14 protein-coding genes and 2 tRNA genes are annotated in these 22,666 nt (G+C 62.9%); 3 read left to right on the forward strand and 13 right to left on the reverse strand.

The genetic code is table 11. From position 1 onward, the window contains the following. The first annotated feature begins 45 nt into the window (after nucleotides 1-45). A complete protein-coding gene (locus tag B552_RS0112030) occupies nucleotides 46-8,442 on the forward strand; it encodes an autotransporter-associated beta strand repeat-containing protein (protein WP_019449272.1) in 8,397 nt (2,798 codons plus the stop codon). A gap of 404 nt (nucleotides 8,443-8,846) precedes the next feature. Here the strand turns inward: B552_RS0112030 and B552_RS0112035 are convergent. The 13 genes from B552_RS0112035 to B552_RS0112095 form a co-directional block, all read right to left on the reverse strand. Then, nucleotides 8,847-8,923, reverse strand: a tRNA-Pro gene (locus B552_RS0112035). Nucleotides 8,924-8,979: 56 nt separating this feature from the next. Continuing rightward, complete coding sequence (locus tag B552_RS0112040) at nucleotides 8,980-9,414, reverse strand: MerR family transcriptional regulator (RefSeq protein ID WP_019449273.1); 435 nt, start codon at nucleotides 9,412-9,414, stop codon at nucleotides 8,980-8,982. 174 nt (nucleotides 9,415-9,588) lie between these two features. After that, a complete protein-coding gene (locus B552_RS0112045; RefSeq protein ID WP_026035583.1) occupies nucleotides 9,589-9,999 on the reverse strand; it encodes an integration host factor subunit alpha in 411 nt (136 codons plus the stop codon). A gap of 85 nt (nucleotides 10,000-10,084) precedes the next feature. Continuing rightward, nucleotides 10,085-12,532: a phenylalanine--tRNA ligase subunit beta gene (gene pheT / locus B552_RS0112050; RefSeq protein WP_019449275.1), complete on the reverse strand. Its 2,448-nt coding sequence runs from the start codon at nucleotides 12,530-12,532 to the stop codon at nucleotides 10,085-10,087. 71 nt (nucleotides 12,533-12,603) lie between these two features. After that, entirely contained in the window at nucleotides 12,604-13,629 is a 1,026-nt protein-coding gene (gene pheS / locus B552_RS0112055) for a phenylalanine--tRNA ligase subunit alpha (RefSeq protein WP_193352182.1), read from the reverse strand. A gap of 198 nt (nucleotides 13,630-13,827) precedes the next feature. Then, on the reverse strand, nucleotides 13,828-14,184 hold the full coding sequence (gene rplT, locus B552_RS0112060; protein WP_008650487.1) for a 50S ribosomal protein L20: 357 nt from the start codon (nucleotides 14,182-14,184) through the stop codon (nucleotides 13,828-13,830). A gap of 28 nt (nucleotides 14,185-14,212) precedes the next feature. Further along, on the reverse strand, nucleotides 14,213-14,410 hold the full coding sequence (rpmI, locus tag B552_RS0112065) for a 50S ribosomal protein L35 (protein WP_006575466.1): 198 nt from the start codon (nucleotides 14,408-14,410) through the stop codon (nucleotides 14,213-14,215). Nucleotides 14,411-14,578: 168 nt separating this feature from the next. Further along, entirely contained in the window at nucleotides 14,579-15,100 is a 522-nt protein-coding gene (gene infC / locus B552_RS0112070) for a translation initiation factor IF-3 (protein WP_083860282.1), read from the reverse strand. Between the two features lie 47 nt (nucleotides 15,101-15,147). Beyond that, nucleotides 15,148-17,055, reverse strand: a complete 1,908-nt coding sequence (thrS, locus tag B552_RS0112075) for a threonine--tRNA ligase (protein WP_019449279.1) — start codon at nucleotides 17,053-17,055, stop codon at nucleotides 15,148-15,150. Nucleotides 17,056-17,477: 422 nt separating this feature from the next. Then, nucleotides 17,478-17,554 (reverse strand) — tRNA-Val (locus B552_RS0112080). Nucleotides 17,555-17,575: 21 nt separating this feature from the next. Continuing rightward, the gene (locus B552_RS0112085; protein ID WP_019449280.1) at nucleotides 17,576-19,807 is read right to left on the reverse strand and encodes a bifunctional (p)ppGpp synthetase/guanosine-3',5'-bis(diphosphate) 3'-pyrophosphohydrolase; all 2,232 of its coding nucleotides are present in this window, start codon (nucleotides 19,805-19,807) and stop codon (nucleotides 17,576-17,578) included. 16 nt (nucleotides 19,808-19,823) lie between these two features. Beyond that, complete coding sequence (locus B552_RS0112090; protein ID WP_019449281.1) at nucleotides 19,824-20,186, reverse strand: RidA family protein; 363 nt, start codon at nucleotides 20,184-20,186, stop codon at nucleotides 19,824-19,826. 24 nt (nucleotides 20,187-20,210) lie between these two features. Beyond that, nucleotides 20,211-21,092 carry an alpha/beta hydrolase gene (locus tag B552_RS0112095; protein WP_019449282.1) on the reverse strand — a complete coding sequence of 294 codons (882 nt, stop codon included), beginning with the start codon at nucleotides 21,090-21,092 and terminating at the stop codon, nucleotides 20,211-20,213. A gap of 197 nt (nucleotides 21,093-21,289) precedes the next feature. Between B552_RS0112095 and B552_RS0112100 the strand changes: the two genes are divergently transcribed. Then, nucleotides 21,290-22,066: a 3-hydroxybutyrate dehydrogenase gene (locus B552_RS0112100; protein ID WP_019449283.1), complete on the forward strand. Its 777-nt coding sequence runs from the start codon at nucleotides 21,290-21,292 to the stop codon at nucleotides 22,064-22,066. A gap of 8 nt (nucleotides 22,067-22,074) precedes the next feature. Then, a complete protein-coding gene (locus tag B552_RS0112105) occupies nucleotides 22,075-22,548 on the forward strand; it encodes a DUF411 domain-containing protein (protein ID WP_026035585.1) in 474 nt (157 codons plus the stop codon). The last annotated feature ends 118 nt before the right edge of the window (nucleotides 22,549-22,666 follow it).

The raw sequence follows: 22,666 nt of genomic DNA on the forward strand, positions 1-22,666 counted from the left end.
ATGGATTCTTCCGGTGCAGTCAATGCAATCGCAGGAGAACGAACAGTGTCGCAGGAAAATCAACGAAACGTCGTAGCGGATTCGAACGAACCCATTGGCATTGCAAAGCGCGTGGCAATGGTCATGCCGGTGCAGATTCTGGCCATTTCCATGGCCTCTGCGCAAACAGTGATTCCCGGCGGCACCGATATCGGCGGATTCCTGATTGGCAGCACCGCTGGCGTACCGAACTGGTCAGCCACAAGCTATGCCTTCCAGCTCGGCGGCAATACCACGTGGAACACTTCCACCAACTTCAATAACGCTGGACAAACCGAGTTGCAGATCGATGGCCAGGGCAGCACGGTCACACGCAGCATCGGTGGCGTTTTCAATCTCAACGGCTTGACGAGAGATGGCACGTCCATAACGCTTTCGAACCTGACGTTTGGACAAACGGCCAATTCCCTCTTCGGCATCTTTACCGACCTCGGCGGTACACACACGACCTCCATCGGCCTGTACAACGTGACGTTCAGCGGCCTGGCCGGCGCATACGGAAACGTGTTCTACATGAGCGGCACCACGGGCCGGACCGAGATGGTCGTCACGGCGGGGACCGGGGCCAACGGCGCCACGTTCCAGAACAATACGTCGACCGGCGATGGCGGCGGCGTGATCTCGCTGTACGGCGGCACCATGACCTTCAATGGCGACTACACGTTCGACTCGAACACCACCACGAACTACGGTGGCGCCATTGCGATGTACCAGAACACTGGCGTACTGACGTTCAACGGCAACACGACATTCCGAAACAACCGCGCCACCACCTACTTCGGCGGTGCAATCGATGTATGGGGCGGCGCTTCCACGCTGACCTTCAACGGTCCCGCGAGCTTCACGGGCAACTACGTCGTCAGCAGCGCCACCGGTGCGGGCAATCCGCGCGGCGGCGCCATCAATATCGGCTACACCAGCCCGGGAAGCGGCGCATCAATCGTGCGCTTCAACAACACGGCCATCTTCGATGGCAACTACGTCGTTTCCACCGGCACCGGCGGCTCGGCGTATGGCGGCGCACTCAGCGCCTACGGGAACGGCAACACCTACAACTACCAGTACATTTTTACCGCGCCCGCGCTGTTCCAGAACAACTATGTCCTGAAGGCCGGCGGTGGCGGTGGCACGGCAAATGGCGGTGCCATCTACTACGATGCGTCGGGCGCCACACTGAGTTTCATCTCCGGGACCCTGTTCCGGAACAATGCGGCGTCTTCCAATGGCGGAGCCATCTACCTGCAATCGGGAACGATCAACCTGGTTGCCTCAACGGGCAACATCCGTTTCCAGGGCAATCGGCAAGGCGTTCAGTTCGACGCCAGTTATCGGCCGCTGGCCGGCACCGGCACACCCAATGCCATATACCTGGGGACGTCCGGCGCGCTCAACCTGATTGCCGGCAGCGGGCAGACGATCGATTTCTTCGACCCCATTGCTTCGGCCGCAGGCTCCCTTGTCACCGTCACGAAGAGTGGCGATGGCAGCGTTGTGTTCCATGGCGATAACGGCGCCACCGGACTCTACAGTTCCGACGTAAGGGCCAACACCACGGTTACGGCCGGCACGTTCGCACTGGACAGCGGCGCCAGCTATGGAGCAAGTGGAACGGGCACCTTCACGCTCGGTGCCGCCACGCTGCGCGGTGGCGAGGGATCGATATTGAGCGCGGGAACATTGAATCTCGGCGGTGCCAGTACGATCGGCATCTCCGGCGGCCTGTTCACCATCGCCAGCGGCAGCTTCAACACACAGGACGGCACGCAGATCGTCGGCAACGGCACCCTGGCCACCACTGCAGGCATCACGCTTACCGGCACCACGCACGTCATCGTGGACAACGGCAGCGCACTGACCATCACCGCACCGCTCAGCGGCACTGGCGGCTTCGACCTTGCCGGCGGCACGCTCACGTTGTCGGGTGCCGGCAGCAGCTATGGCGGCGCCACGGCCATCGGTTCCGGATCGACGCTGGTCACCGCCGCCGCAAATACGCTGAATAACAGCAGCAGCGTGACCGTGGACGGATCGCTGGACATGAGCCAGTACAACTACGCGCAGCAGGCGGCCAACCTGTCGGGCAGCGGATCGATCGCGCTGGGCACCGCCACGTTGACGGCCAACAACACCGCCGATTCAACATTCGCGGGCAGCATTGCCGGCACTGGTGCGCTGGTCAAGACCGGCACCGGGGCGCTGACGCTGAGCAACGCCAGTACCTTCAGCGGCGGCACCACGGTTTCCAGCGGCACGTTGATCGGAAACAGCATGTCGTCGTTCGGCACGGGCGGCATTGTCAACAACGGCACGCTGCGCCTGGATTTTGCCAATGACGAGACAATCACCAGCCTGACGGGCACGGGTGCATTGATCAAGAACGGTAATGGCAGGCTCAGTTCCAGTACCAATGTGACGCAGAGCGATGTATCGATCAACGGCGGCGAGCTATACCTGGACAACACGGCCGTCTTGACGGCAGCCAGCTATACGACAGCCAGCGGCGCCACCACCACGGTGACAGACGAATCACAGTTGAGGGTGACCAACGCGCTCACCCAGGCCACGGGGTCGACACTCAACTTTATCCTCGGCGACCCGTCCATCACCGCTGGCAGTGCCAGCCTCAGCGGCACGCTGAACGTACTGGGAATCTCACCACGCGTTCCGCGCACCGCGACGGCGCTGACGGGTTCCGCATTCACCGTGATGCAAACCACCGGCGGCATCACCGGCGATTTCGCCCAGGTCGGCTTCGGCAGCACGGTCACCGATTTCGACTATCTGCAGCTTGCCGGCGCAAGAAGCGCGAACGGACTCGACTACAACATTTCATTGGCACTTTCGTGGAACAGTGGCACCACGGTCGGCCACGGCACGTTCACCCTGGCCAATGCCACCGACAGCTTCAATGCGGATGTGGTCCTGGCCGATCAGCAAGCGTCCGCCACCGGCTGGAACGGCCGCGACCTGACCAAGAACGGCGCCGGAACGCTGACGCTGTCCGAGCAGAACACGTACACGGGTGCGACCACCGTCAATGCGGGCACGCTTTCGATGGGCGCTGCCAATGCCATCGCCAACAGCACGGCGGTCAACATCGTCAGCGGCGCCACGCTGGCGCTCAACGACTTCAGCCAGACAGTCAACAACATCACCGGCGCCGGCACCGTCAACCTCGGCACGGCCGCGGCCACCGCGATGACCGCCAGCAACAGCACCGACACGACGTTCTCGGGCACCATCACTGGCGCTGGCAACCTCGTCAAGACAGGAACCGGTTCGCTGACGCTTTCCGGCACCAATACCTACACGGGCGGCACCACAATCTCCGACGGCACGCTGATTGGCTACGACATCGGCGCATTCGGCACCGGCGCCATCGCCAACAACGCCACGCTGCAACTCGACTTTGCCAGCGACAACACCGTCAACAACGCCCTGTCCGGCACCGGGAGCCTGATCAAGAACGGCGCCGGCACCGCCACGCTGACCACGCCGGGTACCCAGGGCGATGTCCAGCTTACGGCTGGCGCGTTGCGCTTCAGCCAGACCGGCACCTTCAACGCCGCCAGCTACACCGCGTCCGACGGCACCACCACCAGCGTCGACGGCGACGCGCAACTCGCCGTGACCGGCGCCTTCAGCAAATCGGCCAATGCCACGCTCAATGTCGCGCTCAACGCCAATGAGCCTGTCATCACCGCCGATAGCGCCACCATCGCCGGGACCCTGAACATCACCGGTTTCTCGGCATCGGTACCCAACACCGCCAGCGCGCTGATCGACACCCGTTTCAGCATCCTGCGCACCACCAGCGGCATCACCGGCGACTTCAGCGCCGTGAATCTCAGCGGCAGCGCCAGCGCCGTCGACTACATCCTCGTCGGCGCGCAGAAGTCCGCCAACAACCTCGAGTACATCGCGGGCTTCGGCCTCACCTGGCGCGCCGGAACGACTCGCAGCAACGGCATATTCACGCTGGCCAACGCCACCGACAGCTTCAACGCGGATGTGGTCCTGGCCGATCAGCAGGCGTCCGCCACCGGCTGGAACGGCCGCGACCTGACCAAGAACGGCGCCGGAACGCTAACGCTGTCAGCACAGAACACGTACACCGGTGCGACCACCGTCAATGCGGGCACGCTTTCGATGGGCGCCGTCAACGCCATCGCCAACAGCACATCGGTCAATATCGGCAGCGGCGCCACGCTGGCGCTCAACGACTTCAGCCAGACGGTCAACAACCTCACTGGCGCCGGCACCGTCAACCTCGGCACGGCCGCGGCCACCGCGATGACCGCCAGCAACAGCACCGACACGACGTTCTCGGGCACGATCGCTGGCGCTGGCAACCTCGTCAAGACAGGAACCGGTTCGCTGACGCTTTCCGGCACCAATACCTACACGGGCGGCACCACAATCTCCGACGGCACGCTGATTGGCTACGACATCGGCGCATTCGGCACCGGCGCCATCGCCAACAACGCCACGCTGCAACTCGAGTTTGCCAGCGACAACACCGTCAACAACGCCCTGTCCGGCACCGGGAGCCTGATCAAGAACGGCGCCGGTACCATCACGCTGACCAGCGGCGGTACCCAGGGGGATGTTTCGCTCAACGCCGGCGGCATTCGCCTCGCGGGAAGCACAACACTCGGCGCCGCCAACTACACGGCTGGTGCCAACACGTTGACAACAGTTGGGGATAGCGCCCAGCTCAACGTAAGCGGTACATACTCGCAGGCTACCGATGCCAGGCTCCAGCTTATCCTGGGCAACCCCTATGTCGCGGCAGGCAATGCCAGTATCGACGGCGCGCTGGAGATCATCGGCTTCGCACCGAACACGCCCCAAAGCGCCAGCGCGCTGACTTCGACGCAATTCACGGTGTTGCACACCACGGGTGGCATCACCGGAGATTTCTCGAGCATCTCCTTCAGCGGCCTGGTCAGTCAGCTCGACTTCCTGCTGCCCACCGGTGAGCGAAGTGCCGACAACCTGGACTACAACATCGGGCTTGGACTCACCTGGCGCGCTGGCACAACGCTCGGCAACGGCATATTCACGCTGGCCAATGCCGCCTCCAACTTCGACATGGATGTAGTCCTGGCCGATGAGCAGGCATCCGCGACCGGCTGGAACGGCCGCGACCTGACCAAGAACGGCGCGGGAACGCTGACGCTGTCAGCACAGAACACATACACGGGCGCGACCACCGTCAATGCGGGCACGCTTTCGATGGGCGCTGTCAACGCCATCGCCAACAGCACATCGGTCAATATCGGCAGCGGCGCCACGCTGGCGCTCAACGACTTCAGCCAGACGGTCAACAACCTCACTGGCGCCGGCACCGTCAACCTCGGCACGGCCGCAGCCACCGCGATGACGGCCAGCAACAGCACCGACACGGCGTTCTCGGGCACCATCACTGGCGCCGGCAACCTCGTCAAGACAGGAACCAGTTCGCTGACGCTTTCCGGTGCCAATACCTACGCGGGCGGCACCACCATCACTGGCGGCACGCTGATCGGCACACAGGGTGCAGCGTTCGGCACTGGCACCATCGCCAATAATGCCGCGCTGCAACTCGACTTTGCCAGCGACAGCACCGTTGCCAATGTGCTCTCCGGTACAGGCCAACTCACCAAGACAGGCGCCGGCACGGCCACGCTGACCACGCCGGGCACCCAGGGCAATATCCTGCTCACAGCCGGTGGATTGCGCTTCAGCCAGACCGGCGCCTTCAACGCCGCCAGCTACACCGCGTCCGACGGCACCACCACCAGCATCGATGGCAACGCACAACTGGTCACGACCGGCGCCTTCAGCAAATCGGCCAATGCCACGCTCAATGTCGCGCTCAGCGCCAACGAGCCTGTCATCGCCGCCGGTAGCGCCACCATTGCCGGCACCCTGAACATCACCGGCTTCTCGGCATCGGTACCCAACATCGCCAGCGCGCTGATCAACACCCGTTTCAGCATCCTGCGCACCACCGGCGGCATCACCGGCGACTTCAGCGCCGTGAACCTCAGCGGCAGCGCCAGCGCCGTCGACTACATCCTCGTCGGCGCGCAGAAGTCCGCCAACAACCTCGAGTACATCGCGGGCTTCGGCCTCACCTGGCGCGCCGGAACGACTCGCGGCAACGGCACGTTCACGCTGGCCAATGCCACCGACAGCTTCGACATGGATGTAGTCCTGGCCGATCAGCAGGCATCCGCCACCGGCTGGAACGGCCGCGACCTGACCAAGAACGGCGCCGGAACACTGACGCTGTCAGCACAGAACACGTACACGGGCGCGACCACCGTCAATGCGGGCACGCTTTCGATGGGCGCTGCCAATGCCATCGCCAACAGCACATCGGTCAATATCGGCAGCGGCGCCACGCTGGCGCTCAACGACCTCAACCAGACGGTCAACAACCTCACTGGCGCCGGCACCGTCAACCTCGGCACGGCCGCAGCCACCGCGATGACCGCCAGCAACAGCACCGACACGACGTTCTCGGGCACCATCACTGGCGCCGGCGCACTGGTCAAGGCCGGAAACGGCGCGCTACGGCTGGCGGGAGCCAACCACTACACGGGCGGCACCACGGTCTCCGGCGGCACGCTCATTGGAACAAGTGAAAGCTTTGGTCCGGCGGATGTGCTCAACAACGCCACACTCGTGATCGACCAGCCGACGGCTGCCACCATGGCGCAGGCGATCAACGGAACGGGATCTCTCGTAAAGACCGGCGCCGGCATGCTCAACCTGACAGGCAACAGCAACTTGTCAGGCCCCACGACGCTGGCCGGCGGGCGCCTCGCGGTCAACGGCTTTCTCGGCAATTCCACGCTGAGCCTTGCCGCGGGCACGTGGCTCCAGGGCAACGGCACGGTCGGAAGTTTGCATAACGACGGCGGCACAGTCGCGCCGGGTAATTCAATCGGCACGCTCCATGTCAATGGCAACTACACGCAGGGCGCCGGCGCAGGCTACATCGCGGAGATAGATCCGACCACCAGCGCGACAGGCGACAGCATCCAGGTGAACGGGACGGCCACCCTGGCGCCCGGCGCCACACTGACACCGACCCGTACCGCGCTGCGCGGATTTTCACTGAATGCCGCGTACCTGATACTGAGTACCACGGGCGGCGTGAACGGCAAGTTCACATTGACTGACGACGGGCACGGGTCATTCTATTTGCTGCAGGATGAGTACGACGGCAACAACGTCTATCTGAAAACGCGGCAGTACCGCACCTTCGCATCCGCGGCGCAGACGCCAAACCAGATCGCCACCGCGAACGGCCTTCAATCCCTGCCCGGCAGCAGCATCTTGCGCGACGCCGTGGGCCGCCTCAACTCGGACGACGAGGCCCGCGCCGCATTCGATATGTTGTCAGGGGAAATCCATGCATCGCTCAAGTCGACCTTGCTGACGGATACGCGCTACCTGCGCGACTCCGCGATCGATCGACTACGGCGAAGCCAATGCCTGCCGGGGACCAGTGAAGCCGTTGGCACCATGCCGGACGTGCAGACGCAGCGTCCGTCCACCGCGCGCTGCGAGGCGCCCAGCGATGGCTTCCAGGTATGGGCCCGCACGTTCGGTACCCATGACAGCATCAGTACCGATGGCAACGCCGCAAAGATGACCCAGAACCTGTTCGGCTTCCTGGCCGGTGCGGATTCAGAGGTAGCGCCAGGCTGGCGCGCCGGCGCGCTGGCCGGCTACAGCCACGGCCGACTGAATGTCAATGATCGCAACTCGAACGCGCAAACCGACAACTTCCATCTCGGCGCGTATGGCGGCACAAGTTTCGGCAATATCGGCGCCCGGGTTGGCGCTTCCGCAAGCTGGCACAGTATCGACACCGAACGCACGCCAACCTTCACGGACTTCCGCGACAAGCTGGAAAGCCAGTATTCCGCGCGCACGTTGCAGGCGTTCACCGACGTCGGCTACCGCTTCGCACTGGACAACCTTGCCCTGGAGCCATTCGCCAATGCTGCGTTCGCCAACCTGCACGGGAACGGCTTCAATGAAGGCGGAAGCCCGGCAGCCCTGTCCGCCGGGAGCAGCAACGACAACCTGACATTCACCACGCTGGGTATCCGCAGCGCCGCATCGCTGGAAACCATCACGGGGACGAAGATGACGTTCTCGATGATGGCAGGCTGGCAGCACACATTCGGCAGTGATTTTCCGCTGCAAACCATGCGCTTTGCGGGGGGTGACCCGTTCACCGTCGCCGGCGTCCCCATCGCACGCAACGCAGCACTCGTCGAGGCCGGCGTCAGCCTGCAGGTCGGCGCCAACACTTCTGTGGGGCTGAGCTACAGCGGCCGCTATGGTGGCGGCGCATCAAGCGAGACAATCCAGGGAATGTTCAGCATGCGATTCTGAAACCCGAAACAGGAGGAACGCCGCGCTCATCCGAGCAACCGGACGGCCGCGGTCACAATCCATCCCACGGCCAGGCAAGCCGCAATCCATCCACATCCGATCAGCAAAACGTCTCGCCAGGTCATCAGCAACACAGCCGCAAGACAATGCATGCTCTCGCGGCCTTCTTGAGTTCATGATTGGCTCAAGGTAGACGATCTCGGTCGCAGAACAATGTCCGAGATGTAAAGATTTCTTGCAATGGCCACCCCGGGGAGCCTTGGCAATCGGGCTGTCGGGCTGTCGGGCTGTCGGGCGTCGGCATGACCGTTCGCGCGTGACCGGCCGCAAACAGCAGATTACAAATGACGGATTACAAATGACAAAAGGCCCGGACGGCAAAACCGTCCGGGCCTTTCTATTTCTGGTCGGGGCGAGAGGATTTGAACCTCCGACCACCTGCACCCCATGCAGGTACGCTACCAGGCTGCGCTACGCCCCGAAGAAGCGAGAGTATATCACCGTCGATTCGGCGATGGCTAGTGGTTCCCAGCCAATTTATTGGTGCCGTGCAATCTCTTTCAGTTGCGCCAGCAGGTGCTGCACTTCGACCAGATCGTTACGCAATGCCTTCAGATCGATCGAGAGTATCGGTTCCTCCGCTGCCTCCACATGCACTTCGTCAGGCTCGGCAGCCGGCGCCATGCCGCCACCATGATGGCGCCCTTCGTCGAGCCGATTGCGCGCGCCGTTGATGGTGAAGCCCTGCTCGTACAGCAGTTCGCGAATCCTGCGAATCAGCAGTACTTCGTGATGCTGGTAGTAACGGCGATTGCCGCGGCGCTTCACGGGCTTGAGCTGCGTGAACTCCTGCTCCCAGTACCGCAATACGTGCGGCTTGACGGCGCAGAGTTCGCTGACCTCACCGATGGTGAAGTAGCGTTTCGCGGGAATCGGCGGCAGCGCAACGCGCTCGCTGGATTTTTCCGTCATGCGTTGGGAAGTCTGGCGTCAGGCCGTAGGCAAGACACGGTTGGGCGCAATGTGCGCGCGGCATTGCAGGATACAGACTGCAATCGCCGCGGGCAATCCTGCCAGGCGCGCTACGTGGTCCGGGTGTGTGGCTGCCGCGACGATTCGCCGAGGCGGCGCGGGGGTCCGCGTGCCTCAGGCTTCCAGGCCGGCCCGCTCCTCCACCAGCGCCTTGAGCTTCTGGCTGGCGTGGAACGTCACCACGCGGCGCGCGGTGATTGGAATGATTTCGCCGGTCTTGGGGTTGCGGCCAGGCCGTTGCGCCTTGTCGCGCAACTGGAAGTTGCCGAAGCCGGACAGCTTGACGCTGTCGCCGCGCTCCAAGGCTTCGCGAATCACGTCGAAGAACGCTTCGACCATGTCTTTAGATTCGCGCTTGTTCAGGCCAACCTGATCGAACAGCATCTCTGCGAGTTCGGCCTTGGTCAGGGTAGGCACCTCGGTCGCGCGGGCTTCCGGCGATGCGTCGTCGAGGGAGGCAGCGTGCCGGTCGCTCACCTCGCCCAGGTCTGCAGCATTCATGGAAATCGCGTCTCGATCGTTCATCCTTGATCGCTCTGTTAATCCATCTGGCGATCCGCCCGGGAGCTGTGCCCGGGCTCTCCAACTGGAAGTGGACTGCGTGATATCGTTAGGCGCGCAGGCGGGCTTCGAAGCCTGCCGTCAGCGCATCGATCATGCAGCGCACCGCACTGTCGACTGTCTCGTCCTGGAGGGTCGACCCAGTATCTTGCAACGTTACACGGAACGCAAGGCTTTTCTCATCGGCGCCAATCGAGGCCGATGCAGCCTTGGGGCGGAACTCGTCGAACAGCACCAGGCTCTGGACGAAATGGCCGAAGCTGGCCTTGTCCAGCGCCGCGCGCATCGCGTCGAGCATGTCCTGCGCACGCACGGCCTGCTTGACGACGACCGCAAGGTCGCGCACCGCTGCCGGGAACTTCGAAATTTCCGTGTACACCGGCAGCCCCGTGTCGCGCAGTGCGTCAAGCTCCAGCTCGAACACCACCGGCGCCTGCACCAGCTCGTATTCCTGAAGCCAGCGCGGGTGCAGCTCACCCACGACGCCTACGGGCTTGCCATCGACGATCACGCGCGCCGCGCGCCCCGGGTGCAGCGCAGAATGCGCCACCGGTTCGAAGCGCGCCGTGCGCGGATGGAACAGTGCTTCCACGTCGCCCTTGATGTCGAAGAAATCGACCGGACGCGTGGCCACGCCCCACTGCTCCTCGAATGCCGGGCCATAGGCAATGCCGGCGGCCATCATCGGCTGGTGGTATCCGGCAACCGTCAGGCCGCCGTCAGCCACCTTCGGATCGCGATGGAACACGCGGCCCACTTCGAACAAACGCACGCGCGAGGCCTTGCGGTTGAGGTTGTAGCGAACCTTGTCGACCAGACCGCCGATCATCGTGGACCGCATCACGGCCAGTTGGCTCGCAATCGGGTTCAGCAGGCGGATCGGGTTGTTGTTGTCCGCGAAATCGCGCTCCCACTTCTCTTCCACAAAGGCGAAGTTGATCACCTCGTTGAAGTCGCGCGCGGCCAGCGCATGGCGGACCACGTGCTGCGAGCGGCGGCCTTCATTGGTCGGGCGCATTTCGTTCTCGGCGATCGGCGGACGTGCCTCGATGCGCTCGAAGCCGTAGATGCGCGCGACTTCCTCGATCAGGTCTTCCTCGATCTCGATATCGAAGCGATAGCTCGGCGGCGTGACTTCGAACACCTCGCCGTCGGCGCCTTGCGTGCGCGTGAACGGCAGGTTCAGGCGCTGGAAGACATCGGCGATTTCCGCCGACGAAAGCTCGATGCCCAATACACGCTCGGCACGCGCCACGCGCAGCTTCACCGGCTGACGTTGCGGCAGGTTGACGACGTGGTCATCCACCGGACCGGCCTGGCCACCGCAAATCTGCAGGATCAGTGCCGTAATGCGTTCGATGTGTTCGACCGTGGTGGCATAGTCCACGCCACGCTCGAAACGATGCGCGGCATCGGTCGAGAAGTTGTAGCGGCGGGCGCGGCCCTGAATGGCGTTGGGCCACCAGAACGCGGCTTCCAGGTAGATGTTGGTGGTATCGAGCGAAACGGCGGTGCTGTCGCCGCCCATGATGCCGGCCAGACTCTCTATCTCCTTGTCATCGGCGATCACGCCCACCTGCTCGTCCACATCCACGGTATTGCCGTTCAGCAGCTTGAGCTGCTCGCCCTTGCGGCCCCAGCGCACATCGAGCCCGCCGTGGATCTTGTCCAGATCGAACACATGTGACGGGCGGCCCAGTTCGAGCATCACGTAGTTGGAGATATCAACCAGCGCGGAGATGCTGCGCTGGCCCGAGCGCTCGAGACGCTGGACCATCCAAGCCGGCGTGGCGGCATGGGCGTTGACGCCGCGGATGATACGGCCCGAGAAGCGGCCGCACAGGTCCGGCGCGGAAACCTTGACCGGCAGCTTGTCCTGGATCGTCACGGCCACGGGAGACATATCGGGCAGCGTCAGGGCCGCGCCAGTCAGCGCCGACACTTCGCGCGCCACGCCGTGGATCGACAGGCAGTCGGCCTTGTTCGGCGTCAGCTTGATCGTGAAGACCTGGTCGTCGAGGTCGAGGTACTGGCGGATGTCCTGCCCCACCGGCGCATCGTCCGGCAGGATCAGCAGGCCGCCGTGGTCCTCGGACAGCTTCAGCTCACGGGCCGAGCACAACATGCCGAAGCTCTCGACGCCGCGCAGCTTGCCGATCTTGATTTCAAACGGATTGCCACCTGCCTCGGCCGGCGGCAGCACGGCGCCCACGAGAGCGCACGGCACCACGATGCCAGGCTGCACGTTGGGCGCGCCGCAGACGATCTGCAGCGTTTCCCCGGTGCCGGCATCCACCTGGCACACGTTCAGGCGATCGGCATTGGGATGGCGTTCGGTAGCCAGCACGCGGGCCACCACGATCTTCGTGAACGGCGGCGCAACCGGGCCCACCTCTTCCACTTCGAGCCCGGCCATGGTCAGGCTGTGCGACAGCGCGTCGGTGGAGATCTTTTCAGGATTGGCGAACGTGCGAAGCCAGGATTCCGAGAATTGCATGGCGCTTCTGATCCGGTAGGTATTCTGTGTTGTCTGGGACGATGAACTGCAGTGCTATCGCAATGGCGGCGTCAGGCGAACTGGCGCAGGAAGCGCACATCGCCTTCGAAGAACAGCCGCAGGTCGTTGATGCCATAGCGCAGCATCGTCAGGCGCTCAAGGCCGGAGCCGAACGCAAAGCCGATATAGCGCTCGGGATCGAGGCCCATGTTGCGCAGCACGTTGGGGTGCACCTGGCCCGAGCCGGAGATCTCCAGCCACTTGCCGCTGCCGAACGCCATGTCGATTTCCGCGGACGGCTCGGTGAACGGGAAGTACGACGGGCGGAAGCGCACCTGGATGTCGTCGCGCTCGAAAAACTTGCGCAGGAAGTCGGTATAGACACCCTTGAGATCGGCAAAGCTCACGTTGTCGCCAATCCACAGGCCTTCCACCTGGTTGAACATCGGCGAGTGCGTGGCATCGCTGTCCACGCGATACGTGCGGCCCGGGCAGATCACCTTGATCGGCGGCATCGGCTTGCCAGCGTACTTCTCCACGTGCATGCGGGCGTAGCGCACCTGCATCGGGCTGGTATGGGTACGCAGCAGCAGGAGCTTGTCGTCGCTGTCGCGGCCGTCCACGTAGAACGTATCCTGCATCGAACGCGCCGGGTGATTGTCCGGATTGTTCAGCGCAGTGAAGTTCATCCAGTCGGTTTCGATCTCGGGGCCGTCAGCCACATCGAAACCGATCGAGCCGAAGATCTGCTCGACGCGCTCCCACGTGCGCATCACCGGATGCACGCTGCCACGCGCAACAGCGCGGCCGGGCAGCGTTACGTCGATGGCTTCGGCGGCCAGGCGCGCGTTCATCAGCGCATCGGCAAGCGCCTGACGGCGAGCCTGCAGTGCCGATTCGACCTGCTGCTTGACCTGGTTGATACGCGCGCCTTCGGTCTTGCGCGCTTCGGCGTCCAGCTTGCCGAGGCCCTTGAGCAGTTCGGTCAGCGCGCCGGTCTTGCCCAGGAAGCGGGCCTTTTCGTTTTCCAGCGTGGCGTTGTCGTTGGCGGCGGCGAAAGCGGCCTGTGCGTCGGCGACGATTTGATCCAGATCCAGGGACATGGCGGGGAAACGTGAAGGGTTGGCGCTACGCGCGTCATGCGCGAGCGGGGTATCTATTTCGGATGCCGTTTCCAATCCATCTGGTCGACACGGCATTCGAAATAAAAACGGGGCTCGGTGAGGAGCCCCGTTTCAGCAGACCTTTCGGTCGGTGCTTGCCCGGAAGCGCTTTACGCGCTTCCGCAGCCGGCATCAGGCAACGGTGGCTTTCACCTGGTTGACGATGGCGGCAAAGGCAGGCTTGTCATGGATAGCCATGTCCGACAGCACCTTGCGGTCCAGTTCAATCGAAGCCTTCTTCAGGCCGTTCATGAACACGCTGTAGGTCATGCCATGCTCACGCGTAGCAGCGTTGATACGTGCAATCCAGAGGGCGCGGAACACGCGCTTCTTGTTGCGACGATCGCGGTAGGCGTACTGGCCAGCACGCATGACCGCCTGCTTGGCGATGCGATAGACATTATTGCGACGGCCGCGGTAACCCTTGGCAGCGTCGATGACCTTCTTGTGACGGGCACGTGCAGTAACCCCACGCTTGACTCGAGGCATATAAAACTCCTTTCGTTATCGTTGAGGGTTATGCGTAAGGCATCATTGCGCGAACGGACTTCAGGTTCGTCTCATGGACGTCCTGGGTGCCGCGCAGTTGACGCTTGTTCTTGGTGGTCTTCTTGGTCAGGATGTGACGCTTGAAGGCCTGGCCGCGCTTGAACGAACCGTTCGGGCGCGCCGTAAAGCGCTTGGAAGCGCTTTTCTTGGTCTTCATCTTAGGCATGAAAAACTCCAGCTCTATGACATGCATGCAGGTGGACGGCTGACGCCATCACTTGCAAGACCCGCATCCACTTGTTTTTGTACGCAGCACTCAACACACCACGTACGGCTTCCGCGCAGCGCAACGCCGGGATGCATATGGCATCCCGGCCGTCGCCCCGTGCCAGAATTACTTCTTCTTCTTGGGGGCCAGCACCATCACCATCTGGCGACCTTCCATCTTCGGCATCTGCTCGACCTGGCCCAACTCTTCCAGGTCAGCCTTCAGACGCTCGAGCATGCGCGCACCGATTTCCTGGTGGGCCATTTCACGGCCACGGAAGCGCAACGTGATCTTGGTCTTGTCGCCATCTTCCAGGAAGCGCCTCAGGTTGCGCAGCTTGACGTTGTAGTCGCCATCATCCGTGCCAGGACGGAACTTCACTTCCTTGACCTGGATGATCTTTTGCTTGAGCTTGGCCTCATGCGCGCGCTTGGCTTCCTCGTACTTGAACTTGCCGTAGTCCATGATGCGGGCCACGGGCGGAGCCGCGTTGGGCGCGATCTCCACGAGATCCAAGTCCTTGTCCTCGGCCAGGCGCAATGCGTCCATGAACTTGACGATGCCGAGCTGTTCGTTATCAACCCCTACCAGGCGCAGTTCAGGCGCGCTGATCTCCCGGTTGATACGGTGACCTTTGTCTGTAGCGATGTTCCGTTACCTCAAGAAGACAAAAAAACAAGCCGTGCTCGACACCCTCAGGCTTTGCTGGCAACGTCCTGCTGCAGACGCTCCACAAACGCGGAGACGGGCATTACACCCAGATCCACATTGCCACGGGCACGCACGGCCACTTGATTGGCATCCCGCTCCTTGTCACCTACCACTAGCAGGTAAGGGATCTTCTGGAGGGAATGCTCGCGGATTTTATACGTAATTTTCTCGTTACGCAAATCGGCCTTAGCCCTAAACCCTTGTTTTTGCAAGAGTTGCACAACGCTTTCGGCATATTCCGCCTGGGATTCGGCAATATTCATCACCACAACCTGCTCCGGCGCCAGCCAGGCGGGCAGCGCACCTGCATGGTTTTCCAGCAGAATGCCCAGGAAACGCTCGAATGACCCAAGGATCGCACGGTGCAGCATGACCGGACGTTTCCGAGCGTTGTCCTCGGAAACGTATTCGGCGTCCAGGCGCTCCGGAAGCACCAGGTCAAGCTGCAGCGTGCCGCACTGCCAGGAACGGCCGATCGCATCCTTGATGTGATATTCGACCTTCGGGCCATAGAAGGCACCTTCGCCCGGCAGTTCTTCCCACTCCACGCCGCAGGCGCGCAGCGCCAGGCGCAGACCCTCTTCGGCGTGATCCCAGATGGCGTCCGAGCCAGCACGTTTTTCCGGGCGCAGCGACAGCTTCACCCTGACGTCCTTGAAGCCGAAGTCATCGTAGACCGAGAAAGCCAGCTCGTTGAACGCCTTTGCTTCCTCGACGATCTGCTCTTCCGTACAGAAGATGTGCGCATCATCCTGCACAAAACCGCGCACACGCATCAGTCCATGCAGCGCACCCGACGGCTCGTTGCGATGGCATGAACCGAATTCGGCAAAACGGACCGGCAGGTCGCGATACGAGCGCAGGCCGTGGTTGAAGATCTGAACATGGCCCGGGCAGTTCATCGGCTTGATCGCATAGTCGCGCTTCTCCGACTCCGTGACGAACATGTTTTCCTTGTAGTTCTCCCAGTGGCCAGACTTTTCCCAGAGCGAGCGATCCATCACCTGCGGCGTGCGCACTTCCTGGTAGCCAGCCTCCGTCAGCCGGCCGCGCATGTACTGCTCCACGGACTGCCAGACGCTCCAGCCCTTCGGATGCCAGAACACCATGCCGGGCGCTTCTTCCTGCAGGTGGAACAGGTCCAGCGTCTTGCCCAGGCGGCGATGGTCGCGCTTTTCCGCTTCCTCAAGCATCGTCAGGTACGCATCCTGGTCTTCCTTCTTCGCCCAGGCCGTACCGTAGATGCGCTGGAGCATCTCGTTGTTCGAGTCGCCGCGCCAGTAGGCGCCAGCCACCTTCATCAGCTTGAAGACCTTGAGCTTGCCCGTGGACGGCACGTGCGGGCCGCGGCACAGGTCGACGAATTTGCCTTCGCGATAGAGACCGATTTCCTGGTCCGCCGGAATCGACGCAATGATCTCGGCCTTGTACTTCTCGCCCATCGACTCGAACAGGGCCACCGCCTCATCGCGATTCCAAACTTCGCGCGTGACCTTCTCGTCCTTGCGGGAGAGTTCCGTCATCTTCTTCTCGATGGCGGCGAGGTCTTCCGGCGTGAAGGGGCGCTTGTAGGCAAAGTCGTAGTAGAAGCCGTTGTCGATGACCGGGCCGATCGTCACCTGCGCATCGGGATAGAGTTCCTTCACTGCATAGGCCAGCAAGTGCGCCGTCGAGTGACGGATCACGTCGACGCCGTCGGCATCCTTGTCCGTGACGATGGCCAGCGACGCGTCCTGGTCGATCCTGAAGCTCGTATCGACCATTTGCCCGTCCACCTTGCCGGCGAGCGCCGCCTTGGCCAGGCCCGAGCCAATGCTCTGGGCCACTTCGGCTACCGTGACAGGGCCGGGAAATTCGCGACGGGAACCGTCCGGCAGCGTGATTGCGATCATCTTGCACCTCTCGAGGATTCCGCTTCGCCGGCATTTGGGGCGCCATGGCGAGCGGAGCATAGCAACTTTTATGGCACCAGCCCGTCAGATGCCGCCTTAGCGCGCATCGGACAGAACCGGCAACGAATCTTTCTGGCCCGCCTCCCGGCGAGCGACGAGGCAGCTTAACAGGATGCTGGCGAACGACAGACGAAAAAAAACGCGGCCAAGGCCGCGTTTTTCTGTATTTCCCCGCATCACACTACGGGTCGAAGGCGCACCTCGAATACTGTCGCTAACCAGCGGTAGTAGTTCGAGTTGTCTTGCTCATGATGCTTTTCCGTTCCTTGGAAGGTTGATCGGATCTGCCATATGGACCTTGAGGGCCCACACAAGCATCGGCCTTCGATTGCCGACGGTGCTACGTTTTACTGCATGTTCGTTGGTAGGCTCGATTGGACTCGAACCAACGACCCCCACCATGTCAAGGTGGTGCTCTAACCAGCTGAGCTACGAGCCTAGCGAAGCTGCAAGTATAACCTTATTTTCTCTTCGCGTGCAACACCCCCTGCACATCAGCGATCAGCGATAGTGCCCGCTGAAGCTGCGTGGCCTCGGCAACTTCGGCCGTGAACTGCATGCGCGCCACGCCCTTGCTCGATAGCGTCTTCACTCCGGTCACGTTGATCTTCTCGCGCGAGAGCACTTCGGAAATATCGCGCAGCAGGCCCTGCCGGTCGATCGCCTCCACATGGATATCCACGGGATACACGGCATCGCTGCGCTTGCCCCACTCGGTCTGGATCACGCGCTCGGGGTCGCGCGTCGCCAGTTGCTGGAACGTATGACAGTTACGGCGATGGATCGACACGCCGCGGCCACGCGTCACGAAGCCGACAATGTCGTCCGGCGGCGCGGGCTTGCAGCAGCGTGACATCTGCGTCATCAGCGAATCCACGCCCACCACAAGCACGCCGCTCTTCGCGCCGCGCGCCACGCTGGTGGCGCGGCTCTTCTTGGTGACGGCATCTTCCTCGCTGAACTGCGGCTGCACCTCCCCTTCCGGGTGGCGCAGCGCTTGTTCCACATGGCGCAGGCTGAACTCTTCCTTGGCCACAGCCGCGAAAAGGTCCTCCGGCGTCTTGAAGTTGAGCCGCGAAGCAAGATCGTCGAGATTGACTGCCGTCTTGCCCTCGCGCTGCAACGTCTTTTCGATCAGCGTTCGGCCCTGGGCGATCGTCTCCTGCGAATCGAGCGCGTTGAACCACGCGCGCACCTTGGCGCGTGCGCGGGGGCTGGCCAGGTAGCCAAGCTCCGGATTGAGCCAGTCGCGCGACGGCCCGCCCTGCTTGACGGCCACGATCTCCACGGTCTGACCGTTCTTGAGCGACGTGTTGAGCGGCACCATCGCGCCATCGACGCGCGCGCCGCGGCAGCGGTGGCCGAGGTCGCTGTGCAGGTAATAGGCAAAGTCCACCGGCGTCGCTCCCTGCGGCAGCGCCACCACGCGCGCCTGCGGCGTCAGCACGTAGATGTGGTCGTCGATCGCCGCGTGCTTGAGCTGCTCCCACGGCGACTCTTCATGCGCCACCGTATGGTCGGCCTCATCCTTCCACGCCAGCAGCTGCCGCAACCACGCAATCTTCTCGTCGTAGGTGTTGTCCGCCGCAAACTGCCCGCTATAACCCTTGCCGCCAGCCTCCTTGTAGCGCCAGTGCGCGGCCACCCCGTACTCGGCGAAGTGGTGCATCTCGTGAGTGCGGATCTGCACCTCGAAGGCGCGGCCGTCGTCGCCGATCACCACCGTATGCAGCGACTTGTATCCGTTCGACTTCGGCCTGGAAATGTAGTCGTCGAACTCACGCGGAATCGGCTGCCAGATGTGGTGCACGATACCAAGCACCGTGTAGCAGTCCTTGATGTCGTCGACGATCACACGGAACGCGCGCACGTCATAGAGATCGGCAAAGTCGAGCGATTTGCCGCGCATCTTCTTCCAGATGCTGTAGATGTGCTTGGGCCGGCCGCTCACTTCGGCGCGAATGCCGGCCTCGGCGAGTTCCGACTGCAGCCGCTGAATCGCCTGCGAGATATAGCCTTCGCGCTCGATGCGTTTCTCGTCGAGCAGCTTGGCGATGCGCTTGTAGGTCTCGGGCTGCTCGAAGCGGAACGCGAGATCCTCAAGCTCCCACTTCATCTGCCAGATACCAAGCCGGTTGGCCAGCGGCGCGTAGATGTCGAGCGTTTCGCTCGCCACGCCCGGCATCGGCTGACCCTTGGTCTGCGCCAGCCAGCGCAGCGTCTGCAGGCGCGAGGCAAGCCGCACAAGCACCACGCGGATGTCCTGCGCGAAGGCCAGCAGCATCTTGCGCAACGCCTCCACCTGCTCCTGGCGCGCGGCCGCCTGCGACTTCGACGTTTCCGAGACATCGGTTCGCGTGACCGCTATCGCTCCAATCCGCAGAAGCTGGCGCACGCCCTTCACGAGCCGCGCCACTTCCTCGCCGAAGCGTGCCTCGATGTGTTCCTCGGCACCGGGCACGAACTCCACCACCGGGAACAGGCAAGCCGCCGCACGCGCGGCGTCATCCACGCGCAGGCCGTCCAGGATGCGCAGCATCCCTTCGGCGTGCGACAGCACGGTCTCGCCGGTGGGCAACGTTGCCGGCGCCTCACCATCGGCCGTGTCGCGCACGTATGCCAGCGCGCGTTCGACGAGCCCAGCGTCCGGCACGCCGGCAGTCTGGCCCGTCAGTTCCGTCGACGTCACCATGTCTTACCGCCCGGCATCAGTTGAGCGCAGCGGTCACCACCACTTCGATCAGGTAGTCGGGGTTGGCCAGCTTTGCTTCGACCGTGGCGCGCGGCGGCGTATTGCCTTGCGCCACCCATTCGTCCCACACTTCGTTCATTTCGCCGATGCGCGAGACGTCGGTCAGGAAGATCTGGCACATTAGGATGCGCGTCTTGTCGGTGCCAGCCTCGGCCAGCAGGCGGTCGATATGGCCCAGCACCTCGCGGGTCTGGCCACGCAGGTCGGCCTTGGGGTCGACCTCCGGCACCTGGCCGGCCAGGTAGACCACGCCGTTGTAGACCGCGTATTCGGACAGACGCTTGCCCACGTGGGCGCGCTTCAGGGTGTTGGTGCTCATGTCAGATTCGTTTCAAAAGCGGGGTCACGACCCCAGGAAAAAATTGCGGGCGATGGCGATCTGCGCCGGGTCGACGAACGTCGGGGCATGCCCCACATCCGGGATCTCCACCGTCGACACCTGCTTGCCGCGCGCCGCCATCTCGGCCAGGGTTTCGCGCAGCAGCAGATCGGACTGCGCACCGCGCACAACCAGTGTCGGCCCCTGCATCGCCGCGAACATCGACCATAACGCCGCCTCTCCGGCCTGCACCGCCTCCGGCGTGGCGTCCTTGAACGGCACGGCCAGCGCCGGGTCATAGTGCAGCCCCCACTCGAGGCCCTCGGCACCTTGCACCGGCTTCAGGATCGCACCATTCAGTTCGCGCCATTGCTCTGGAGTATGGCGGCCGAACGAAGCACTGATCGTCTGCAGATAGGCCAGCCCCTCCTCGAACGTCTTGAACCGCACCGGCAACCCCAGATAGGCGCCGATGCGCTCCATCGATTGCGCGGTGATGCGCGGCCCCACGTCATTGAGCAGCAGCTTGCGCACCGGGGATTTCGGCAAGCCCGCCAGCCCGATGCCGATCAGCCCGCCCATCGACGTGCCAAACCAGTCCACCTTCTCGGCATTGAGCCGCGCGATCAGCGTCACCATATCGGAGACGTACTGCGGCAGGACGTAGCCACGCGGGTCGGCCAGCCAGTCGGAACGGCCTCGCCCCACCACGTCCGGGCAAACCACGCGGTACTCGTCGCACATCACGCGTGCCAGCGTATCGAAATCGCGCCCGGTGCGGGTCAGGCCATGGACACACACCAGCACGCGCGGATTCGCCGGGTCACCCCACTCGTGATACGCCATGCGGTGCAGGCCCGAGGTGCTGATGCACTGAACGAAGCCGAGGCGCGGACTGGAAGACATCTGGACTCCCTGCAAATTCCGCCGCAAGCATGGCGGCGCGGAGGTTAGGCGGATGACTACTTCGGACAACTACTTCGGACGGCTACTTCGGAAAGCACGGCAGATGAACCAAATTGCCGGCGATTGGCCAAAGCAGGATTGTACGCCCAGCGAGTACAATGCCACAGCACATCCTGACACGCCCAACGGAGGCTTCCATGCTCAACGGAAAGACGGCACTGGTCACTGGATCGACCAGCGGTATCGGACTCGGCATCGCTCAGGCACTGGCTGCACAAGGTGCCAACATCATCGTCAATGGATTCGGTGACGCGGACGGCGCAAAGGCGGAAATCGCCAGGTCCGGCAGCGGCATCAAGGTTGGGTACCACGGCGCGGACATGAGCAAGTCGGCGGAAATCGAGGACATGATGCGCTATGCCGAGAAGGACTTCGGCGGCGTCGATATCCTCGTCAACAACGCCGGCATTCAGTTCGTAGCCAAGATCGAGGAATTCCCGGTGGACCGCTGGGATTCGATCATCGCCATCAACCTGACCTCGGCATTCCACACCACGCGACTGGCCCTGCCATCGATGAAGGCCAAGAACTGGGGTCGCATCATCAACGTCGCTTCCACCCACGGGCTTGTGGCTTCGGCCGAAAAGTCTGCCTATGTGGCCGCAAAGCACGGCATCGTCGGTTTCACCAAGGTCACCGCGCTGGAAACGGCCCAGACCGGCGTCACCGCCAATGCCATCTGCCCGGGCTGGGTATTGACGCCGCTGGTGCAGAAGCAGGTGGAAGCGCGGGCCCAGAAGGAAGGGATTCCGGTCGAGCAGGCCAAGCGTGAACTGGTGATTGAAAAGCAGCCGTCCGGCCAGTTCGTCACGCCCGAGGAACTTGGCGCGCTGGCGGTGTTCCTGTCGAGTGAAGCGGCCAGGCAGGTGCGCGGCGCGATCTGGAACATGGACGGCGGCTGGGTGGCCCAGTAAGGAGCGGCATGGCGGATCGACGTAACTTCCTGAGAATCCTCGGGGCCGGCTCGCTGACAATGTCGCCATTGCTGGCTGCGGCGCAATCGCCAAGACCGCTGGCCATCGATGTCTACAAGAGCCCAACCTGCGGCTGTTGCGAAGACTGGGTCAAGCATCTGCGCGCGAACGGCTTTGCCGTGAGCACGCACGATGTCGAGGATACCGGCGTCTATCGCACCAAATACGGGATTCCTGACCGCTTCGGCTCGTGTCACACAGGTGTCATCGCGGGCTACGGCATCGAAGGCCACGTACCGGCCGCCGACATCAAGAAGCTGCTGGCCAGCAAGCCGAAGGCCGCCGGGCTGGCCGTGCCGGGCATGCCGGTGGGATCGCCGGGCATGGAGTACGGGCCGCGCAAGGACCCGTTCGACGTACTGCTGGTGAAGCCCGATGGCGCTGCGTCGGTCTTTGCGAGCTACAACAAGGCGAAGGTCTGACGTCCCGGGAAGTTCGCAGACAGCAATGTGGGATGCATGAAACAGAAAGCCCCCGCCGGCTCGCGTTATTCGCGCCGACGGGGGCTTTTCTTTACAGCCTCACACGGATCAGATCGGA

The sequence above is a fragment of the Cupriavidus sp. BIS7 genome (assembly GCF_000292345.1).
Taxonomy (GTDB): Bacteria; Pseudomonadota; Gammaproteobacteria; order Burkholderiales; family Burkholderiaceae; genus Cupriavidus.